This window comes from Promicromonospora iranensis (genome assembly GCF_028994805.1).
Lineage (GTDB): Bacteria > Actinomycetota > Actinomycetes > Actinomycetales > Cellulomonadaceae > Promicromonospora > Promicromonospora iranensis.
On sequence record NZ_JAJQQP010000005.1, the window covers coordinates 81330 to 98445 of the forward strand.

Sequence of the window (17116 nt, forward strand, 5' to 3'; positions counted from 1 at the left end):
AGTAATCAAGGGAGATGCAGCGTGAGTCCTGGTTTCAGCCGTCCCGTTCCGCTGAGTCGTCGCTCGTTCCTCGCCGGCTCGGCGGCCCTCGTCGCGCTCGGCGCCGCCGGGTGCGCGCCCGCCTCGCGAGCCGCCGGCGGAGGAACCGGGCTGCGCTTCTACCTGCAGAAGCAGGAGGTCATCGCGTACTTCGGCGAACTGCTCCGGCGCTTCGAGGACGAGCGTCCCGGCATCACCGTCGTGCACGACTCGACGGTGGCCATCGCGCCGCAGTTCGTGCGCAACGAACCGGCCGGCGTCGGCTGCTTCAACGACAACCTCGAGCTCGCCCGGTACATCAAGCGCGGGGTGCTCGGCGACCTGTCCGACCTGCCGTCCGCGCAGACTGTCCGGACCGACATCGACGAGCTGACCGACCAGTACGCCACCTACCCCGGCCGCACGAGCGTCCTGCCGTACTCGCTCGCGGCCGCCGGCGTCATCTACAACAAGAAGATCTTCGCGGACCACCAGCTACCCGTGCCCGAGACGTGGACCCAGTTCGTCGACGTGTGCGACGAGCTCACCCAGGCCGGCGTCACCCCGATCTACGCGACCGACCGGGACACGTGGACGCTCTGGCAGGGACTGTTCGACTACTCCGTCGGCAGCCTCGTGGCACCGGGCGAGTTCTTCCGCCGCATGAAGGAGCTCGGCACGGACGTGGGGCCGGACTCCGAGGTCTCGTTCGAGAAGGACTTCGCGGTGCCGATGGAGCGCGCGAAGGTCATCTCGTCGTACTTCAACAAGGACCACGCGGTGCGTGCGTACGCGGACGGCAACCTCGCCTTCGGCAAGGGCCAGGCCGCCATGTACCTGCAGGGGCCGTGGGCGCTGAGCCAGATCGAGCTCGTCGACCCGGACCTGGAGGTCGGCACGTTCCCGCTGCCCGTCTCGGAGAACCCCGACGAGCGGCAGGCGCGCGTCAACATCGACCTCGGCCTGTGGATCCCGACGGCGTCCCAACACCAGGACGAGGCGCGCGAGCTCGTCGAGTTCCTCATGCGGCCGGACATCCTCAACGCCTACAACGCCGACAACCTCGCCTACTCGACACTCATCGACGCGCCGCCGCAGCAGGACGAGCGCCTCGCGGGGCTCCAGGACTACGTCGACCGTGCGGCGTTCTACCAGGGCGCCGGCACGTTCGTGCCGACGTCGATCCCGCTGGGCAACTACCTGCAGGCCGCGATCCGCAGCGGCAACTTCGACGGCATGCTCCGCCAGCTCGACGCCGACTGGCGTCGTCTCGCCGGACGAGGAGCGACCGTATGAGCGGCACAACGTTGTACCGGCTCGAGAGGCACCAGTTCGAGACGTCCCGGCTCACCGAGGAGCGACGATGACAGCACACGCCACCCTGTCCCTGCCGACGGCGGAGGAGGCCGGTCCGCCGAGCCGCCGTCCGGCAGGCGGACGACGGGTCGAGCCGGTGTACTACCTCTTCCTCGTGCCGACGCTGCTCGTGTTCACGGCCTTCGTCGTCGTGCCGGCCCTGATCGGTGTCTTCTACAGCCTCACGGACTACGTCGGCTTCGGCCGCTGGTCGTTCCTGGGGTTGCGGAACTACGCCGCGCTCTTCACCGACCCGCGGATGCTCGAGTCGTACGGCTTCACGCTCGGGTTCGCGCTGGTCACCGTCGTCGTCGCGCAGGTGATCGCGCTCGCGCTGGCCGTGGCGCTGTCCCGGCGGATCCGCTTCGCGACGACGCTCCGCACCGTGTTCGTCATCCCGATGGTGGTCTCGGGCATCGTCGTGGCCTACGTGTTCAACTTCCTGTTCTCGAACTCGCTGCCGGCCATCGCCACCGCCGTCGGCTTCGGGCCGCTGGAGGAGAGCATCCTCGGCAACCCGGACCTCGCCTGGCTCTCCATCGTGATCGTGTCCGCCTGGCAGACCATCCCGGGCGCGCTGCTGGTCTACACGGCCGGGCTGACGTCGATCCCGAACGAGCTGTACGAGGCGAGCGCGCTCGACGGCGCCTCCCCGTGGCGGCAGTTCCGCTCCGTCACCGTCCCGCTCATCGCGGGCTTCATCCTGATCAACACGATCCTCGGCGTGAAGGGCTACCTCGGCGTGTACGACGTCATCGTCGGCCTGACGGGCGGCGGGCCCGGTACCGCCACGAGCAGCGTCGCCATGACGATCTTCAGCGGCTTCACCGGGGGCGACTACGCCTACCAGATGGCGAACGCCACGGTGTTCCTGATCGTGACCGCGCTCATCTCCGTCGCCCAGATCGTCGCCACCCGTGGAAGGGCGGTCAAGCTGTGACCACCGTGAACCCTGCCAGCCCCGCCAGCCCCGCCAGCCGTGCCGGCCGTGCAGGCCGCGTCAACCGTACGAACTGGCCGCTGACGATCGTCCTCGGCCTCGCGACGCTCACGGTCCTCGTGCCGCTGTACGTCACGCTGTCGATGGCCTTCAAGACCAGCACCCAGTCCGCGGACGGCAACGCCTTCTCCCTGCCGGAGCCGTTCAACCCGGCCAGCTTCGCCGAGGCGTGGGAGCTGACCCGCTTCCCGGTGTCGTTCGCCGTCTCGCTGGCGGTCGCGGCGCTCGCCGTCGTGCTGACCCTGCTGCTCAGCTCGCTCGCCGCCTACGCCATCGCGCGCAACTGGTCGCACCGGTTCTTCCGCTGGTCGATGATCTACCTGCTGGTGGCGCTGTTCCTGCCGTTCCCGGTGGTCGCCCTGCCACAGATCCAGCTCACGGCGCTCACCAGCCTCGACAACCCGATCGGCGTGGGCATCCTGCACGCGATGTTCCAGCTGTCCTTCAGCGTGCTGCTGTACACCGCGTACCTGCGCTCGATCCCGATCGAGCTCGAGGAGAGCGCCCGGATCGACGGCGCGAGCACCGGGCAGATCTTCTGGCGGATCATCCTGCCGCTGCTGGGGCCCATGAACGCGACGGTCGGCATCTTCGCCTTCCTGGCGTCCTGGAACGACTTCATGATGCCGTCGCTCATCATGTCCGACCCGGCGTTGCAGACCCTGCCCGTGGTGCAGAACATCTTCCAGAGCCAGTTCGGCACCAACTACAACGTCGCCTTCGCGTCGTACCTGATGGCGATGGCACCGACGATCATCGCCTACCTGTTCGCGCAGCGCTGGGTGATCAGCGGCGTGACCCAGGGCGCCGTCAAGCACTGAGCCGGGCTGTGCGCAGAGCCGAGCTGCGCACCGCACCAGCACCGCACCAGCACTGAACCGAGCACGAGGAGAGTCATGTCAGAGATCGCCGAGAGCCTGCCCGTCATCCGGCCCCTGCCGGAGGCGGCGCCGCACGCGCGGCACGAGCAGCAGGTACACGGCGCCGGCTGGCGGATCACTGTCCTGACCGACGGCGTCTTCCGGATCGAGCGTTCGGCCGACGGCGGCTTCGAAGACCGGGCCTCCACGTTCGCGGTTCGCCGGGACCTACCTCCCGTCGACTTCGCCGTGGAGCGCGTCGGCGCAGGCGTGGTGCTCACCACCCGCCGTGCCCGGCTGGGCTACGACGGCGGGGAGTTCTCCGCGAGCGGCCTCGTCGTCGAGGTGCTCGGCCGCGACGCGGGACGCTGGCGGTACGGCGAGCCGACCCGGGACCTCGGAGGGACGGCGCGGACCCTCGACGACGTCGACGGCCGGACCGAGCTGGAGCCGGGGGTCGTGGCGCCCGACGGGATCGCCGTCGTCGACGACACCGTGTCGTTCCTGTTCGAGGACGACGGGTGGGTCGGTTCGCGGGTCCCCGGTCGGCAGGACCTGTACGTGTTCGCCCACGGCCGCGACTACGCGGACGCCGTCCAGGACCTGTACCGGGTCTCCGGCCACCCGATGCGGCTGCCGCGCTGGGCGCTCGGCAACTGGTGGAGCCGCTACCACCCGTACAGCGACGAGTCCTACCTGGCTCTCCTGGACCGCTTCGACGAGGAGGGCATCCCGTTCTCCGTCGCGGTGATCGACATGGACTGGCACCGGGTCGCGTCGGTGCCGCCGGAGTTCGGCAACGGCTGGACCGGCTACTCCTGGGAGCCCACGCTCTTCCCCGATCCCGCCACGTTCCTGCGCACGCTGCACGACCGGGGCCTGCGCACCACCCTCAACCTGCACCCCGCCGACGGCGTCCGCGCCTTCGAGGACGCTTACCCGGCGGTGGCCCGCGCCCTGGGTGTGGACCCGGACAGCGGGGAGCCGATTCCCTTCGACCCGATCGACCCGGCCTTCCTGCAGGCGTATTTCAGCGAGCTGCACCACCCGCTGGAGGCCCAGGGCGTCGACTTCTGGTGGATCGACTGGCAGCAGGGCCGCACCTCCGGGCTGCCCGGTGTCGACCCGTTGTGGGTCCTGAACCACTTCCACCACCTCGACGCCGCCCGGGACGGCGGTCCGGGCATGACGTTCTCCCGGTACGCCGGGCCCGGGAGTCATCGGTACGCCGTCGGCTTCTCCGGCGACACGGTGGTCTCGTGGGCATCGCTGCACTTCCAGCCCGAGTTCACGGCCACCGCGGCGAACATCGGGTACTCGTGGTGGAGCCACGACATCGGCGGCCACACGCGTGGCGTGCGCGACGACGAGCTCGCCACCCGCTGGGTACAGTTCGGCGTCTTCTCGCCGATCATGCGGCTGCACTCCGCGAACAACCCGTTCATCCGCAAGGAGCCGTGGGTGTTCCCGCCGGAGCACCGCGCGGCGATGACCGACGCGCTGCGCTTCCGGCACCGGATGGTGCCCTACCTGCACACGATGAACCACCGCGCCGCCGAGGGGGTGCCGCTCGTCCGGCCGATGTACCACCTCGAGCCGCGGCGGTCGGCGGCGTACACGGTGCCCAATCAGTACGCGTTCGGCAGCGAGCTGCTGGTCGCGCCGATCACGGAGCCCCGGGATGCTGCGTCGCTGCGGGGTCGCGTGCGGGTCTGGCTGCCGGACGGCCTGTGGACCGACATCTTCACCGACGCCGTCTACGAGGGCGGGCGGACCGTCGAGATGCACCGGACCGACGCGTCCATCCCGGTCCTGCTGCGGGCCGGCGGGATCCTGCCGCTCGACGCCGGGACGGACCTCGACGCGACGCGCAACCCGACGGCGTTCGAGGTGCTCGTCGCGCCCGCCGCGTCCGGCGAGCTGGTCCTGGCCGAGGACGGCGAGGACGACGCCGTCGGTGACGGCAGCGGGCCCGCGGCACGAACCGTGCTGTCCTGGGACCGTGCGGCGGGTGAGCTCCGGATCGGCGCCGCGGAGGGCAACACCGGCGTGCTGCCCGCGAGCCGGGAGTGGACGGTGACCTTCCTCGCCGCGCTGCCCGAGGGACCGGTCACGGTGAACGGCGCGCCCGCCGAGGTGAGCGGCGCCGACGGGCGGTGGAGCGTGAGCGCCGGCAGTGCCGCGGGCGGCGAGCTCGTCCTCCGAGTCGACGGGGGACCCCTGCGGGTCGGTTCGGACCGGCGCGACGCGGCGCGCGTGATCCTGGAGTCCGCGCAGATCGGCAACCCGGAGAAGCTCGAGGCGTGGGACGTCGTCAGCAGTGACCGGAGCGCCACGGAGAGGCTGGCGGAGCTCACGGCGGTCGAGCTGCCGGAGCCGGTCCGCGCGGCGCTCGTCGAACAGCTCGCGGCGCGGACGGGTTCGGTCCGGTAGGGCGACCCGCGTCGGGGCCAGTTCGGCCAGGGTTGAGTCAGCGCAGCTCGGGGGCGCTCTCCCGGAACAGGATCGTGTGCCCGACGGTGACGTGGCGGCCGGGCTCGTCGAGCCCGTCCAGGCGGTCGAGCAGCAGGTCGAGGGCGCGCTCGGCGAGCGCCCGGGTGTCCGGCGCGACCGACGTCAGGCTCGGTGCGGTGCTCGCGCCGAGCTCTATCGCGTCCCAGCCGATGACCGCGACGTCGGCCGGGACGTCCAGGCCGTGCCGGCGCAGGGCGCGCAGAGCGCCGATGGCGGCGAGGTCGTCGCGGCACAGCAGACCGTCCAGCTCGAGTCCGGCGTCGAGCGCGGCGCTGAGCGCTTCCTCCGCGTCGCGGGCGTCGCCGTCCTGTCGCCGGGGGACGAGCAGGGCCGGATCGGCGGGCAGGACCGCGTCGTCGAGCGCGGCGTGGTAGCCCTCGATCCGTAGTGTCGACGTCCAGGACAGGTGGTCCGCCTCGTGGCCGAGGAACCCGATCCGCCGTCGGCCCAGCCGCACCAGGTGTCCGACCGCCTCGCGGGCTGCTGCGACGTTGTCGATCGCGACCTGGTCGGCGCCCGCGGGCTGCGGGTCCTCGCCGAGGAACACGATGGGCATGCCGTGCCGCACGGCGTCCAGGTCGCGGGCGGCCAGGGCCTGCGGCTGCATGACCATCCCGTCCATGATCCCGGCCTCGCGGTCGTGCAGCACCGAGCGCTCGCCGTCGGCCGTCGCGCCGGTCTCCGCGAGCAGGAGGCGGTAGCCGCGCGCCTCGGCGACTCGTGCGAACACGTGCGCGAGCTCGGCGAAGTACGGCCGCCGGAGGTCGGGGAAGGCGAGCCCGAGCATGCTCGAGCGGCCGGTCGCGAGACTGCGGCCGGTGCGGTTGGGCCGGTACCCGAGCGCGTCGATCGCGGCCTGGACCCGCTCGCGCATCCCCGGGCTGACGTGACGGTATCCGCGGACGACGTTGGACACCGTCTTCATGGAGACCCCCGCGCGGTCCGCGACGTCCTGCAGGGTCACCCGGTTCATGTCGGCAGGTTACCGCTGGACGGTGAGCCGCACGCTCCTCGTTGAGTGCTGGGTATTTGTCGTTCCGGAGCTGCCGATCGCACAAATACCCAGCACTCAACGGGCCGGGGCGGTTACTCGACCAGCTTGCCCGCCGTGGAGACCTCCTGCTCCTGGATCAGTGCGGCGATCTCCTCCGGGACCGCCGGGATCTCCTCGCGGACCACGCCCGCGCTGGGCGACCAGACCAGGTTCACCTGCAGTGCCGGGTCGAGGTCCGGGTAGTCGGAGCGGTTGTGGCAGCCGCGGGTCTCGCGGCGCTCGCGGGCCGCCTCCAGCGTGGCGCGGGCGGCGATGAGCGACGCCTTGAGGTCGAAGGCGTGCGCCAGGTCCTGGAACCCGGCGATGTCGGGGTGGATGCCGACCTCCGTGGCGCGCACCTCGATCTCGTCCAGCTCGCGCAGGCCTGCGACCAGCCCTTGCTCGTCCCGGACGACGCCGGCGTGCTCGGTCATCGTGTTGCGCACCGCGCGCTGCAGGGCCCGCACGTTCTCGTGCCCGTCGGCGGCCAGCAGGTCGGCGACCTCGGCGCGGGCCTCGGCCTCGGCGTCGTGCGAACGGCGCTGCGCCTCCAGGCCGGCGGAGTAGGCAGCGGCGGCCCGGCCGACGATGCGGCCGAACACCAGCAGCTCGATCAGGGAGTTGCCGCCCAGGCGGTTCGCGCCGTGCAGCCCGCTGGACGCCTCACCGATCGCGTAGAGGCCGTCGACCTCGGTGCTGTGGTCCTCCGGCCGCACCCACACTCCGCCCATGGAGTAGTGCGCGGTGGGGGCGATCTCGATCGGTTCGGCGGTGATGTCGAGCATCTGCAGCTCGAGCATCGTCTGGTAGACGCGCGGCAGGCGCGTCATGATCGTCTCCCGCGGGAGATGGGAGACATCGAGCCAGACGCCGCCCTTCTCGGTGCCCCGGCCCTCCTTGATCTCCGTGTACGCGGCCAGGGCCACCCGGTCGCGGGTCGACAGCTCCATCCGTTCCGGGTCGTAGTTCTGCATGAACCGCTCGCCCAGGGCGTTGCGCAGGATGCCGCCCTCACCGCGTGCGGCTTCCGAGATGAGCGTCCCGGCGGCGTTCTCGGGCTCGAGGATGCCGGACGGGTGGAACTGGACCAGCTCGGGGTCGCGCAGGCGTGCGCCGGCCTCGACCGCGAGGCGGAACGAGTCGCCGGTGTTCTCGTCCCGGCGGGACGAGGTGCGCCGCCAGATGCGGTTGTGGCCCCCGGCGGCGAGGATCACGGCGTCGGCGTGGATCAGGTACGGCGTGCCGTCGGTCAGGTCGAACCCGTAGGCGCCGAACACCGCGCCGTCGCGCGTCAGGATCCGCGTGACGTAGACCGAGTCGAGGACGGGGATGTCGAGCTGCGCCGCCCGGCCGACCAGCGAGCGCTGGATCTCCAGGCCCGTGTAGTCGCCGGCGAAGGCGGTGCGGCGGTACGTGTGCGCGCCGAAGAACCGCTGCGAGATGCGCCCGTCCTCCTCGCGCGCGAAGGCCATGCCGTACCGCTCGAGGTCGGCGATGCCCTGTGCGGCGCCCTTCGCGACGATCTCCGCCGTGTGGGGGTTGGCCAGGAAGTAGCTCTCCTTGACGGTGTCCGCGGCGTGCTGCTGCCAGCTGTCCTCCGCGTCCATCGTGCCGAGTGCGGCGTTGATCCCGCCCGCCGCGAGCGAGGTGTGGGCGTCCATGCGCGGCCGCTTGCCGAGGGCCAGCACGTCGACACCCTGCTCCGCGAGCTCGATCGCGGCCCGGAGGCCCGACCCGCCCGTCCCGATGACCAGCACTGCCGTTGAGATCCGACGCTCTGTGGTGTTCATACTCAATCCGACCACCGGCGGCCGCGATTCGTGACAGGTTCCGGCTGTGAGGATTCTCAACATGTGAGATGGGTCATCAGGTGAGCTGCAGACCGCCGTCGACCGCGAGGACCTGGCCCGTGAGCCAGGTGGTGGCAGGGTCAGCCAGCCGCACGATCCACGTGGCGACCTCCTCGGGCTCACCGCGCCGGCCGAGGGGGATGCGGGCTGCCTCGTCCCGCTTGATCTGCGCCACGGCGGCGTCGGGCAGGCCGGCGGCGGTGAGGGCCTCGCTCTCCGTGGGCCCGGGCGCCACGGCGTTGACGCGGACGCCGTCGGCGGCGAGCTCCAGCGCCCAGCTGCGGGTGAGCTGTTCGACGGCCGCCTTGGACGCCGCGTAGTGGGCCGCGCCGGGCAGCGGCCGGTGCCCGTAGGTGCTGGAGACGTTGACGATCGACCCCTTGGACCGGAGCAGGTGGGGCAGGGCGGCGCTCGCGAGCAGGCTGGGCGCGACGACGTTGAGGCTGAGCAGCTCGTCGATACCGTCCGCGGTGGTGTCGGCCAGCGCCATCATCGCCGTGGCGCCCGCGTTGTTGACCAGTACGTCGAGGGCGCCCCACCGGTCGGTCGCCGCGTCGACCACCTGCTGCGGCGCACCGGGGGAGCGCAGGTCCGCCGACAGCGTCACCATCCCGGTGTGCCCGGCGGCGGTCTCGTCCAGGGCAGCGGCGCGCCGTCCGACGCCGAGCACGTGCGCTCCGGCGCGGGAGAAGGCGCGGGCGGTGGCGCGGCCGATGCCGGAGCCGGCACCGGTGACGATCACGACCTTGCCGGTCAGGGCCTCGCTGGTCAGGGCCTCGCTGGGGCGGGTCGTCGGGTGGGCCGTCAACGCTGCTCCTCGTTCGCCGGGCTCGACCGCGCTGAACTCGGGCCGCCGATCCGCCGTGGTCGTCTCTCGTGGTCGTCTGACCGTGGCCGGCTCACCGTCGGGCGAGACCGGCGCGGGTCAGCAGTGGATCGCGGCCAGCTCGGTGAACACGACGCGGTTCAGGTGGAAGGCGTGATGCGCCTCCGCGAGCGTGGTGGCCACCTCGTCCTCGTCCAGGTCGAGGCTGTCGAGCTGGTTGCGGTACGCGTCCTTGAACACCTTGATCTTCGGGATGTCGGGGAACGTGTAGAAGTCCACGCCGCCCTCGTCGAGGCCGTAGTGCTGCTTCATCATGCGCTTGACGATCTGACCGCCCGACAGGTCGCCGAGGTAGCGGGTATAGGAGTGCGCGGCGTAATGCGGCAGGCTGCCGCTGACCTCGCGCACCCGGTCCGCGTAGTCCCGGGTGGACGGCAGGATCCGGATCTCCTGGCGCCACGACGGCCCGTACAGGAACGCGAGGTCCCGCTCGATCGCCGGGACGCGCGTGAGCTCGTGGAAGACGAGGCCGGCGCCCCGCTCGTCGTCGCGCACCGCGGTGCTCGCCTCTTCGAGCGCCTCGTAGACCACGAGCAGCTGGGCCGAGAGATCCGCGTAGGCCGCGCGGTTCAGCGCCCCGGACATGAGCCGTTCGATGAAGTCCTCGGAGTTGGCGGCGCCGTGGTCGGCGCGCGTGCCCTCGCGCAGGAGGGCGGACAGCGGGATCTCTTCCTCGACGGGCAGGCTCATGGATTCTCCTCCGACGCGGTAGCAACGTGCTGACAAGCTGTCATCACGTCGCGAGCATAGCAACCGGACTTAGGTCTACCTCACGCCTGCCCACCCGGGCGGAGCGGGCAGCGGACCCGGTCGGCTGACCGTCGAGCTACGGTCAGCCGTATGTCTGTTGCACGGTCTGCTTCGTCTTCGTCTGCTTCGCCGTCCGCCCTGCCCGCGCCCGTCTTCGTCGACGTCGGCGGTGCCCGCGTCGCGACCTACGTGCTGGAGCCGGCTGGCCGGCCGCCGGTGGGCGACGTCGTGCTGTGCCACGGCACGCCGTGGTCGGCGCGGGTGTGGGAACCGGTCGCGCTGGCGCTGAGCGAGGACCACCGCGTGTTCCTGTGGGACATGCCCGGGTACGGCGCATCGTCCAAGGACGCCGCGGACCCGGTCGATCTCGTCGCCCAGCGGCGGCGGTTCGCGGCCCTGCTGCGGCACTGGTCGCTGGACCGGCCTCAGGTGGTGGCGCACGACATCGGGGGAGCGGTGGCGCTCGGCGCGCACCTCCTGGAGGACGCCGACGTCGCGGGCCTGTTCCTGCTCGACATCGTGGCGCTGGACCCGTGGGGCTCGCCGTTCTTCCGGCTCGTGGCCGAGAACGAGTCGGTCTTCGCGGCGGTGCCCGGCCCGCTGCACGCCGCCCTGGTCAAGGAGTACATCGCCGGTGCGGCGAACAACCACCTGCCCACCGCCGCGGTCGAGACGCTCGCGGAGCCCTGGCTCGACGAGGCCGGGCAGGCCGCGTTCTACCGGCAGATCGCCCAGCTCTCGCCCGCCGACACCGCGCCGATCGTGGCCGGCCTCGGCCAGGTGCGCTGCCCGGTCCGTATCGGCTGGGCCGTGGACGACCCGTGGATCCCCTTCGAGCAGGCCGCGCGGCTCCGCGCGGCACTTCCGGGTGAGCCCGAGGTGGTGGAGTTCGCGGGTCGCGGGCACCTGGTGCCGCTGGAGGACGCCGACGCCGTCGGCCAGGCCGTGCGGGAGTGGCTCGACGCGGGCGCATGACGGCGTCGGCGTCCTCCGCAACGCCCCCGTGCTGGTGCGGCGAAAACGTGTGGCGAGGCCGTCGCCGTCGGGCATAGCGTGTGTCGTGGCGAGCGTGAGGCGTGACGACCCTCGGCCCGGGTGACCGGGCGAGCGCCCTGCCCGCGCGTGCGGCGTACCGACGAGAGGCCGGGGTCTCCCGGCGAAGGAGTGGTGGCACCGCGACCTAGCCCCCGCCCGCTCCTCCAGGGCCTTCGCTCTCTGGAGGACTGATGAGACCACCTTCGCAAACCCCTGCCACGTCTGTTCGTGCCGCCTCGGGCCCCGCCGCGTCCGCTCACCAGCCGGCTCGCACGCTGGCGCGCGACCTCGCCGCCGCGCTGCCGGGCTCGACGGTCCGACTACAGGGCTGGGTCCACCGCCGTCGTGAGCTGGCGACGGTGACGTTCCTCGTGCTGCGGGACCGCACGGGCCTCGCCCAGGTGGTCGTGCGGTCCGGTCCTGGTTCCTGGTCCGGTCCTGGTTCCGCGGCGCCGCAGGTGCCGCCGGAGGAGACGACCGTCGAGGTGACCGGGACGGTGACCGCGAACCCCCAGGCACCGGGCGGCGTAGAGGTCACGGACCCCGCGATCACAGCGCTCACCGACGCCGCCGAGACCCCGCCGGTGGAGCTGTGGCGGCCGGCCCTGACGGCCGCGCTGCCCACGCTGCTCGACCATGCGGCGGTCGCCTGGCGGCATCCCGCCCAGAAAGCGCGGTGGGAGGTCGCGGCGGCGAGCCTGCGCGGCTTCCGCGCCACGCTGGACGCGGCGGGCTTCACGGAGATCTGCACGCCCAAGCTCGTGGGTACCGCCACCGAGTCCGGGGCGAACGTGTTCCCCGTCGACTACTTCGGCCGGCCCGCGTACCTGGCGCAGTCGCCGCAGTTCTACAAGCAACAGATGGTCGGCGTCTTCGAGCGGGTCTACGAGGTGGGTCCGGTCTTCCGCGCCGAACCGCACGACACCGTGCGGCACCTCGCGGAGTACCGCTCGCTCGACGTCGAGCTCGGCTTCGTGCGGGACCACCGTGACGTGCTGGCGGTGCTCCGTGACGTGCTCGCCGGGATGGCCGACGCCGTGCGCACCGCGGGGGCCGCCGAGCGGCTGGGCGTCGAGGTGCCCGAGGTCCCGGCCCAGATCCCGGTGCTCCACTTCGCCGACGCCCTGGTGCTCGTCGGCGCGCCGTCGGACGAGCCCGACCTCGCCCCCGGGCACGAGCGGGCGCTGGGGGAGTGGGCCCTGGCCGAGCACGGGTCGGACTTCGTCGCCGTCGAGGGCTACCCCCTGGCGAAGCGGCCGTTCTACACGCACCCCGAGGCTGGCTCGGGTCCGGCGCCGGACGGCGCGCTCGGGGGCGTAGCCGGGGGCGAGCCCGTGGGCAGACCGGCGGGCGGGCCCGGAGGCGCGCGGTGGAGCAACAGCTTCGACCTGCTGTTCCGCGGTCTCGAGCTCGTCACGGGCGGACAGCGGCTGCACCGGTACGCCGACTACGTCGCGGCGCTCGAGGCGCGTGGCGAGGACCCGGCGTCGTACGCGACATACCTGGCGGCGTTCCGGCACGGGATGCCGCCGCACGGCGGTTTCGCGATCGGCCTGGAGCGCTGGGTGGCGCGCCTCGTCGGGGCGGCCAACGTCCGTGAGGTGACGCCGTTCCCGAGAGACCTGCACCGCCTCGTCCCGTAGCGCGGGGCGGCGGATCCGGGACGCGGATCGGATGGTCGGCAGTTCGTCAGGAGATCGGTAGTCGGAGCTGCCGATCTTCTGACGAACTGCCGACTTCCTGACGGGCTGCCGACGGGGCCGCGTCGGGTGAATGTGCTGGTCCGGGGGCCGGTGTGTCAGTGGTCGCCGCTACCTTGTGGCGCGCGCTGCTGATGCGGCGCGACACAGGGGTGAGCTGTGCCCTGTGCCCGACGGCTGGGTGAGGAACGAGATGCTTCAGGAACTGGTGGACCGGGTCAAGGGCGGCGACGGGGTCGCACGCACGGTGCAGGACGCGCTGGCACCGCTGAAGCTGTTGAACGCCGCCCTGTACGACGGCCTGTACGACGACGCCGTCGGCTACGTGCTCGAGGGCACGACGCCGGAGGTGCTCGCTCGCGTGGCCCCCGTCCGCACGGACCATGTCGACAGCCTCCTCGATCAGCCCGGACGCACGAGCTACTACTCCCGCTGGGTCGCGCCCGATCTCGTCAAGCAGGTCGCCGCCCTGCACAAGAACTGGACGCAGGAAGTCGGCAACCGCTCGCGCCGCCGCATCTACGCCGATGCCGGGGTGGAGACCGTGGTGCGGTTCGCGCGACTGCTGGCCCAGATCTGCGAGACCGTGGAGATGCCCGGTGTGCCCGGCTGGTTGTCCCTGCTGCTGCACGACACGTCCCACCTGAGTGCAGCGGGCCGCAAGCGGTCGGCGCGGTCGGGCGCGGACGGCTCGTCGGCCGGGAAGGGCGCCGGGGCGCGCTGGACACCGGCGGCGTTCGAAGCGGCCGCGGTCGAGGGTGGCGTGCCGGCCGACGACGCCGTGCACACCGTGCTGCTGGGCATCCTGCACCGGTCCACGAAGGGCCACTCCTGGCACACGGACCCGCGCACGGCGATCGCCACGACCCCCGCCTTCGACGAGTACGTCACCCAGCACGTCTCCGTGCTCGCCACGCTCACGCCACGCCTGAACGCCGCGGGCAAGACGGAGGTGCTCGACCGCATCGGAAAGCGTGTGGCGGACGACGGACTCGCACGGATCGTCGCCGCGCTCGCGGTCGACGGGGCCAAGGGCGTGCGGAACGCGGCACTGACGCACCTCGCGGCCCTGCCGGACGCGCGCCAGGTGGCACTTCTCGCGCCCTCCCTGACCACGGCGCCGTCGGGCAGCCTCGGCGAGGCAGTGTCACGCCTGGCCTCGCTCGACGGCGGCCTCGACGCGTGCGGGGCAGCGCTCGCGCCACTGGTCGACGAGAACGGGAAGGCCGCGAGCGGGCAGAACGCGCGCGTCCGGCTGCTCGCCCAGACGATCGAGCGGTCCCGGGCGCTGGAGTCGCCCGCCAAGGACGTCACGATCGAGCTCCCCGCATGGGAGCCGCTGCCCGACCCGGTGCTGGACGACGCACTGCTCAAGGAGGTGCGGGCCGTCGTCGAGACGGCGACCGTCGAGGCGCGTGCGCGGCTCGAGGAGCTCAAGAAGCGCTTCTCGCACGACTCGAAGGACTGGTCGCTGCAGGCCGCCCGGAGAGACCTCGGCCAGCTGCAGAAGATCACGGACAAGGACTTCGAGGCGCTCCCGACCGCGCTGGCCGGGGGGAAGCCGATCAGGAACTCGGGCAAGGACCGGCCTTCGCCCCTGATCCTGTGGCTGGCCGACCAGCGCCGCGACCCGTTCGCCGGGCAGGGTCCCTCCGCAGGGCAGGGCCTCATGCTCCGTATCCGGCTGCACGTGCCGGCCCTCGGCCGTGGCAACAGGCACAACGTGCTGTGGAGCCTCCACGGACACCTGGGCGATGTCACCGACCTGCGTCAGCTGCACGAAGGCCTGGAGCGGGTAGGGGCCGAGGACGTCGACGGGCTCCTCACCGAGCTCGTGCTCGATCGCTGGTGGGGGACCCAGGAGATCACCGCCGCGGTGGCGTGGCCCTGGTTCGCCGAACGGCCGCAGCTGCTGGAACGTGCGCTGCGGCGCGGCGAGGGCGGAGACGGCCGGACCGCGAGGGCGCTGGAGATCCTCCGGCAGTTCCCCGCGATCCCGCCGCACCTGCTGCCGAGCGTCACGGCGCTCGCCCTCGGTACCGGCAAGACCCACCGTCGCGCGGCGCAGGAGGTGCTGGAGGCGCACTCCGGCGCGCGTCTCCTGGCCGAGCAGGCGCTTACCGACCCCAAGGCCGAGATCCGCACGTCGGCCGCCGCCTGGCTCGCGCGCATCGGCGACCCGGCCGCGGTGCCGGCGCTGCGTGCCGTCCTGAAGAAGGAGCGCCGAGAGGCAGCACGCGCCACGCTGCTCTCTGCGTTGGAGGCGCTGGGCGACGACATCGCCACCGACCTCGCCCCCGAGATCCTGCGCGCCGAGGCCGTCAAGGGTCTGACGGGCAAGATGCCGGCGAGTCTCGGTTGGTTCCCGTTCGACCAGCTGCCCCAGGTGCGCTGGGCGGGCATCGACGGTACGCCCGGCGACGAGGTGCCTAGCGACGTCGTGCGGTGGTGGGTCGTCCTGGCGACCAAGCTCAAGTCGCCCAGCGGCGAGGGCCTGATCGCCCGGTACGTCGGGTTGCTGGACCCGCAGTCCCAGGCCGTGCTCGGCTCGTTCGTCCTGCGTGCGTGGCTGGCCCAGGACACCCGTAACCCCTCGGTCGACGAGTCCCGCACGTACGCCGACCAGAACGCGCAGACGCGGTGGGACAGCATGCAGGCGCTGATCAAGAGGTACCCCGAGTACTACGGCGACCAGGCGGAGCAGTCCGTCGAGGACTTCTGGAAGATCCTCTACAAGCAGCACCAGGCCACCTACCTCGGCTCGGCCACGCAGGAGAAGGGGCTGCTCGCGCTGACGGTCGGCATGCCGGGGGCGGAGCTGGCCACGACGGCGCAGCACTACTTCTCCGCGCACAAGGGCCGGCGCGCGCAGGCCGAGTACCTGGTACGGGCACTGGCCGCCAACGGGGACCGGGCCGCGGTGCAGCAGCTGCTCGCGGTCTCGCGCCGCTTCAAGCAGCGCAGCGTCCAGGAGGTCGCGACCGCCCTCGCCCAGGACATCGCGGACCGCAACGGCTGGGACGCGGAGCAGCTGGCCGACCGTACGGTGCAGACCGCCGGGTTCGACGACGACGGCATCCTGCGCCTGGACCTCGGAGCGCCCGACGGCGACCGCGTGGTCACCGGGCGGATCACCGAGGCCTTCACGCTGGAGCTGCGCAACCCGACGGGCAAGGTCGTCAAGGCGCTCCCCGCACAGCGCGCGTCGGACGACGCCGAGACCTATGCCGAGGCGAAGCGCCAGCTCAAGGAGTCGCGCGCCGAGCTGAAGGCCGTCGTGACGCTGCAGACCCAGCGTTTCGCCGAAGCGATGGTCACGGACCGCACCTGGCCCTTCGCCGACTGGCGCGAGTTCGTGCTGGGTCACCCACTGATGTCGCGCCTCGCCGCACGCCTGGTGTGGGCGGCCGACAGGGGCTCGAGCGCGGTGACGTTCCGTCCGGGGGACGGCGGCGCGCTGATCGGCGTCGACGACGAGGACGTCACCCTGCCGGACGACGCCCGGGTCTCGCTGGTGCACGCCACGACGCTCGGGGAGGACACCGAGTCGGGCGCGCCGGCCTGGCGGGCGCATCTCGCCGACTACGAGATCACGCCGCTGTTCGACCAAGGGCTGGGCGCCGACGCCCCGCCGGCCGCCGACCTGCTGCCCGACGTGCCGGAGGGCGCCCGGGCGATCGAGACCCGCAAGGGCTGGCTCAGCGACTCGTTCACGATCCGCGGTCGCGCCACGAAGCTCGGCTACGCCCGGTCACAGGCGGAGGACGCAGGCTGGTTCGACGCCTACCGCAAGGAGTACTCGACGCTCGGCGTGACCGTCGAGATCGAGTTCACCGGCGCGTTCCTGCCCGAGGAGAACATCACCGCCGCCGTCCGGCAGCTCGTCTTCCGCCGCACCGGCACGTGGGGTGACCAGGGCTGCCTTCCGGTCAAGGACGTACCGAAGGCCCTCCTGGCGGTGTCCTACCGCGACTACGTGACCGTCGCCGAGGGCGGTGTCTTCGACCCGGACTGGGAGAAGAAGAGCCAGTACTGAGCTGTCACCGCAGCACCGCCGTCTGCAGCACCGTCATCCGTAGTGCCGTCGTCCGCGCGACGGCACCGCCCGAACGTG

At 72.0% G+C, this 17116-nt stretch carries 11 protein-coding genes; 7 read left to right on the forward strand and 4 right to left on the reverse strand.

What is annotated here, in order from left to right:
* Positions 1–21 precede the first annotated feature (21 nt).
* From LUM46_RS09630 to LUM46_RS09645, 4 genes are all read left to right on the forward strand, one after another.
* Complete coding sequence (locus LUM46_RS09630; protein ID WP_274993617.1) at positions 22–1314, forward strand: ABC transporter substrate-binding protein; 1293 nt, start codon at positions 22–24, stop codon at positions 1312–1314.
* Positions 1315–1381: 67 nt separating this feature from the next.
* Complete coding sequence (locus tag LUM46_RS09635) at positions 1382–2314, forward strand: carbohydrate ABC transporter permease (RefSeq protein WP_274993618.1); 933 nt, start codon at positions 1382–1384, stop codon at positions 2312–2314.
* Positions 2315–2319: 5 nt separating this feature from the next.
* Positions 2320–3195: a carbohydrate ABC transporter permease gene (locus LUM46_RS09640; protein ID WP_274993619.1), complete on the forward strand. Its 876-nt coding sequence runs from the start codon at positions 2320–2322 to the stop codon at positions 3193–3195.
* Positions 3196–3270: 75 nt separating this feature from the next.
* On the forward strand, positions 3271–5667 hold the full coding sequence (locus LUM46_RS09645; RefSeq protein WP_274993620.1) for a glycoside hydrolase family 31 protein: 2397 nt from the start codon (positions 3271–3273) through the stop codon (positions 5665–5667).
* A 37-nt stretch (positions 5668–5704) separates the two neighbouring features.
* Here LUM46_RS09645 and LUM46_RS09650 read toward each other — a convergent pair whose 3' ends face one another.
* From LUM46_RS09650 to LUM46_RS09665, 4 genes are all read right to left on the reverse strand, one after another.
* Positions 5705–6721, reverse strand: coding sequence for a LacI family DNA-binding transcriptional regulator (locus tag LUM46_RS09650; RefSeq protein WP_274993621.1), 1017 nt, complete (start codon positions 6719–6721; stop codon positions 5705–5707).
* Between the two features lie 113 nt (positions 6722–6834).
* Positions 6835–8571, reverse strand: coding sequence for an FAD-binding protein (locus LUM46_RS09655; RefSeq protein ID WP_274993622.1), 1737 nt, complete (start codon positions 8569–8571; stop codon positions 6835–6837).
* A gap of 76 nt (positions 8572–8647) precedes the next feature.
* Complete coding sequence (locus LUM46_RS09660; protein ID WP_274993624.1) at positions 8648–9439, reverse strand: SDR family NAD(P)-dependent oxidoreductase; 792 nt, start codon at positions 9437–9439, stop codon at positions 8648–8650.
* A gap of 117 nt (positions 9440–9556) precedes the next feature.
* The gene (locus LUM46_RS09665) at positions 9557–10207 is read right to left on the reverse strand and encodes a biliverdin-producing heme oxygenase (protein WP_274993625.1); all 651 of its coding nucleotides are present in this window, start codon (positions 10205–10207) and stop codon (positions 9557–9559) included.
* A 150-nt stretch (positions 10208–10357) separates the two neighbouring features.
* Between LUM46_RS09665 and LUM46_RS09670 the strand changes: the two genes are divergently transcribed.
* The 3 genes from LUM46_RS09670 (at position 10358) to LUM46_RS09680 (ending at position 17038) form a co-directional block, all read left to right on the forward strand.
* Positions 10358–11242 (forward strand): alpha/beta fold hydrolase, encoded by an 885-nt coding sequence (locus tag LUM46_RS09670; protein WP_274993626.1) that lies wholly within the window; start codon positions 10358–10360, stop codon positions 11240–11242.
* 251 nt (positions 11243–11493) lie between these two features.
* A complete protein-coding gene (aspS, locus tag LUM46_RS09675; protein WP_274993627.1) occupies positions 11494–12945 on the forward strand; it encodes an aspartate--tRNA(Asn) ligase in 1452 nt (483 codons plus the stop codon).
* Positions 12946–13195: 250 nt separating this feature from the next.
* Entirely contained in the window at positions 13196–17038 is a 3843-nt protein-coding gene (locus LUM46_RS09680) for a DUF4132 domain-containing protein (protein ID WP_274993628.1), read from the forward strand.
* Positions 17039–17116 lie beyond the last annotated feature (78 nt).

What these genes read in the sequence shown, in the direction of transcription:
- LUM46_RS09635 (WP_274993618.1), top strand. Translation starts at nt 1,382, where the DNA reads ATGACAGCACACGCCACCCTGTCCCTGCCGACGGCGGAGGAGGCCGGT.
- LUM46_RS09645 (WP_274993620.1), top strand. Translation starts at nt 3,271, where the DNA reads ATGTCAGAGATCGCCGAGAGCCTGCCCGTCATCCGGCCCCTGCCGGAG.
- LUM46_RS09650 (WP_274993621.1), bottom strand. Translation starts at nt 6,721, where the DNA reads ATGAACCGGGTGACCCTGCAGGACGTCGCGGACCGCGCGGGGGTCTCC.
- LUM46_RS09655 (WP_274993622.1), bottom strand. Translation starts at nt 8,571, where the DNA reads ATGAACACCACAGAGCGTCGGATCTCAACGGCAGTGCTGGTCATCGGG.
- LUM46_RS09665 (WP_274993625.1), bottom strand. Translation starts at nt 10,207, where the DNA reads ATGAGCCTGCCCGTCGAGGAAGAGATCCCGCTGTCCGCCCTCCTGCGC.
- LUM46_RS09670 (WP_274993626.1), top strand. Translation starts at nt 10,358, where the DNA reads ATGTCTGTTGCACGGTCTGCTTCGTCTTCGTCTGCTTCGCCGTCCGCC.
- aspS (WP_274993627.1), top strand. Translation starts at nt 11,494, where the DNA reads ATGAGACCACCTTCGCAAACCCCTGCCACGTCTGTTCGTGCCGCCTCG.
- LUM46_RS09680 (WP_274993628.1), top strand. Translation starts at nt 13,196, where the DNA reads ATGCTTCAGGAACTGGTGGACCGGGTCAAGGGCGGCGACGGGGTCGCA.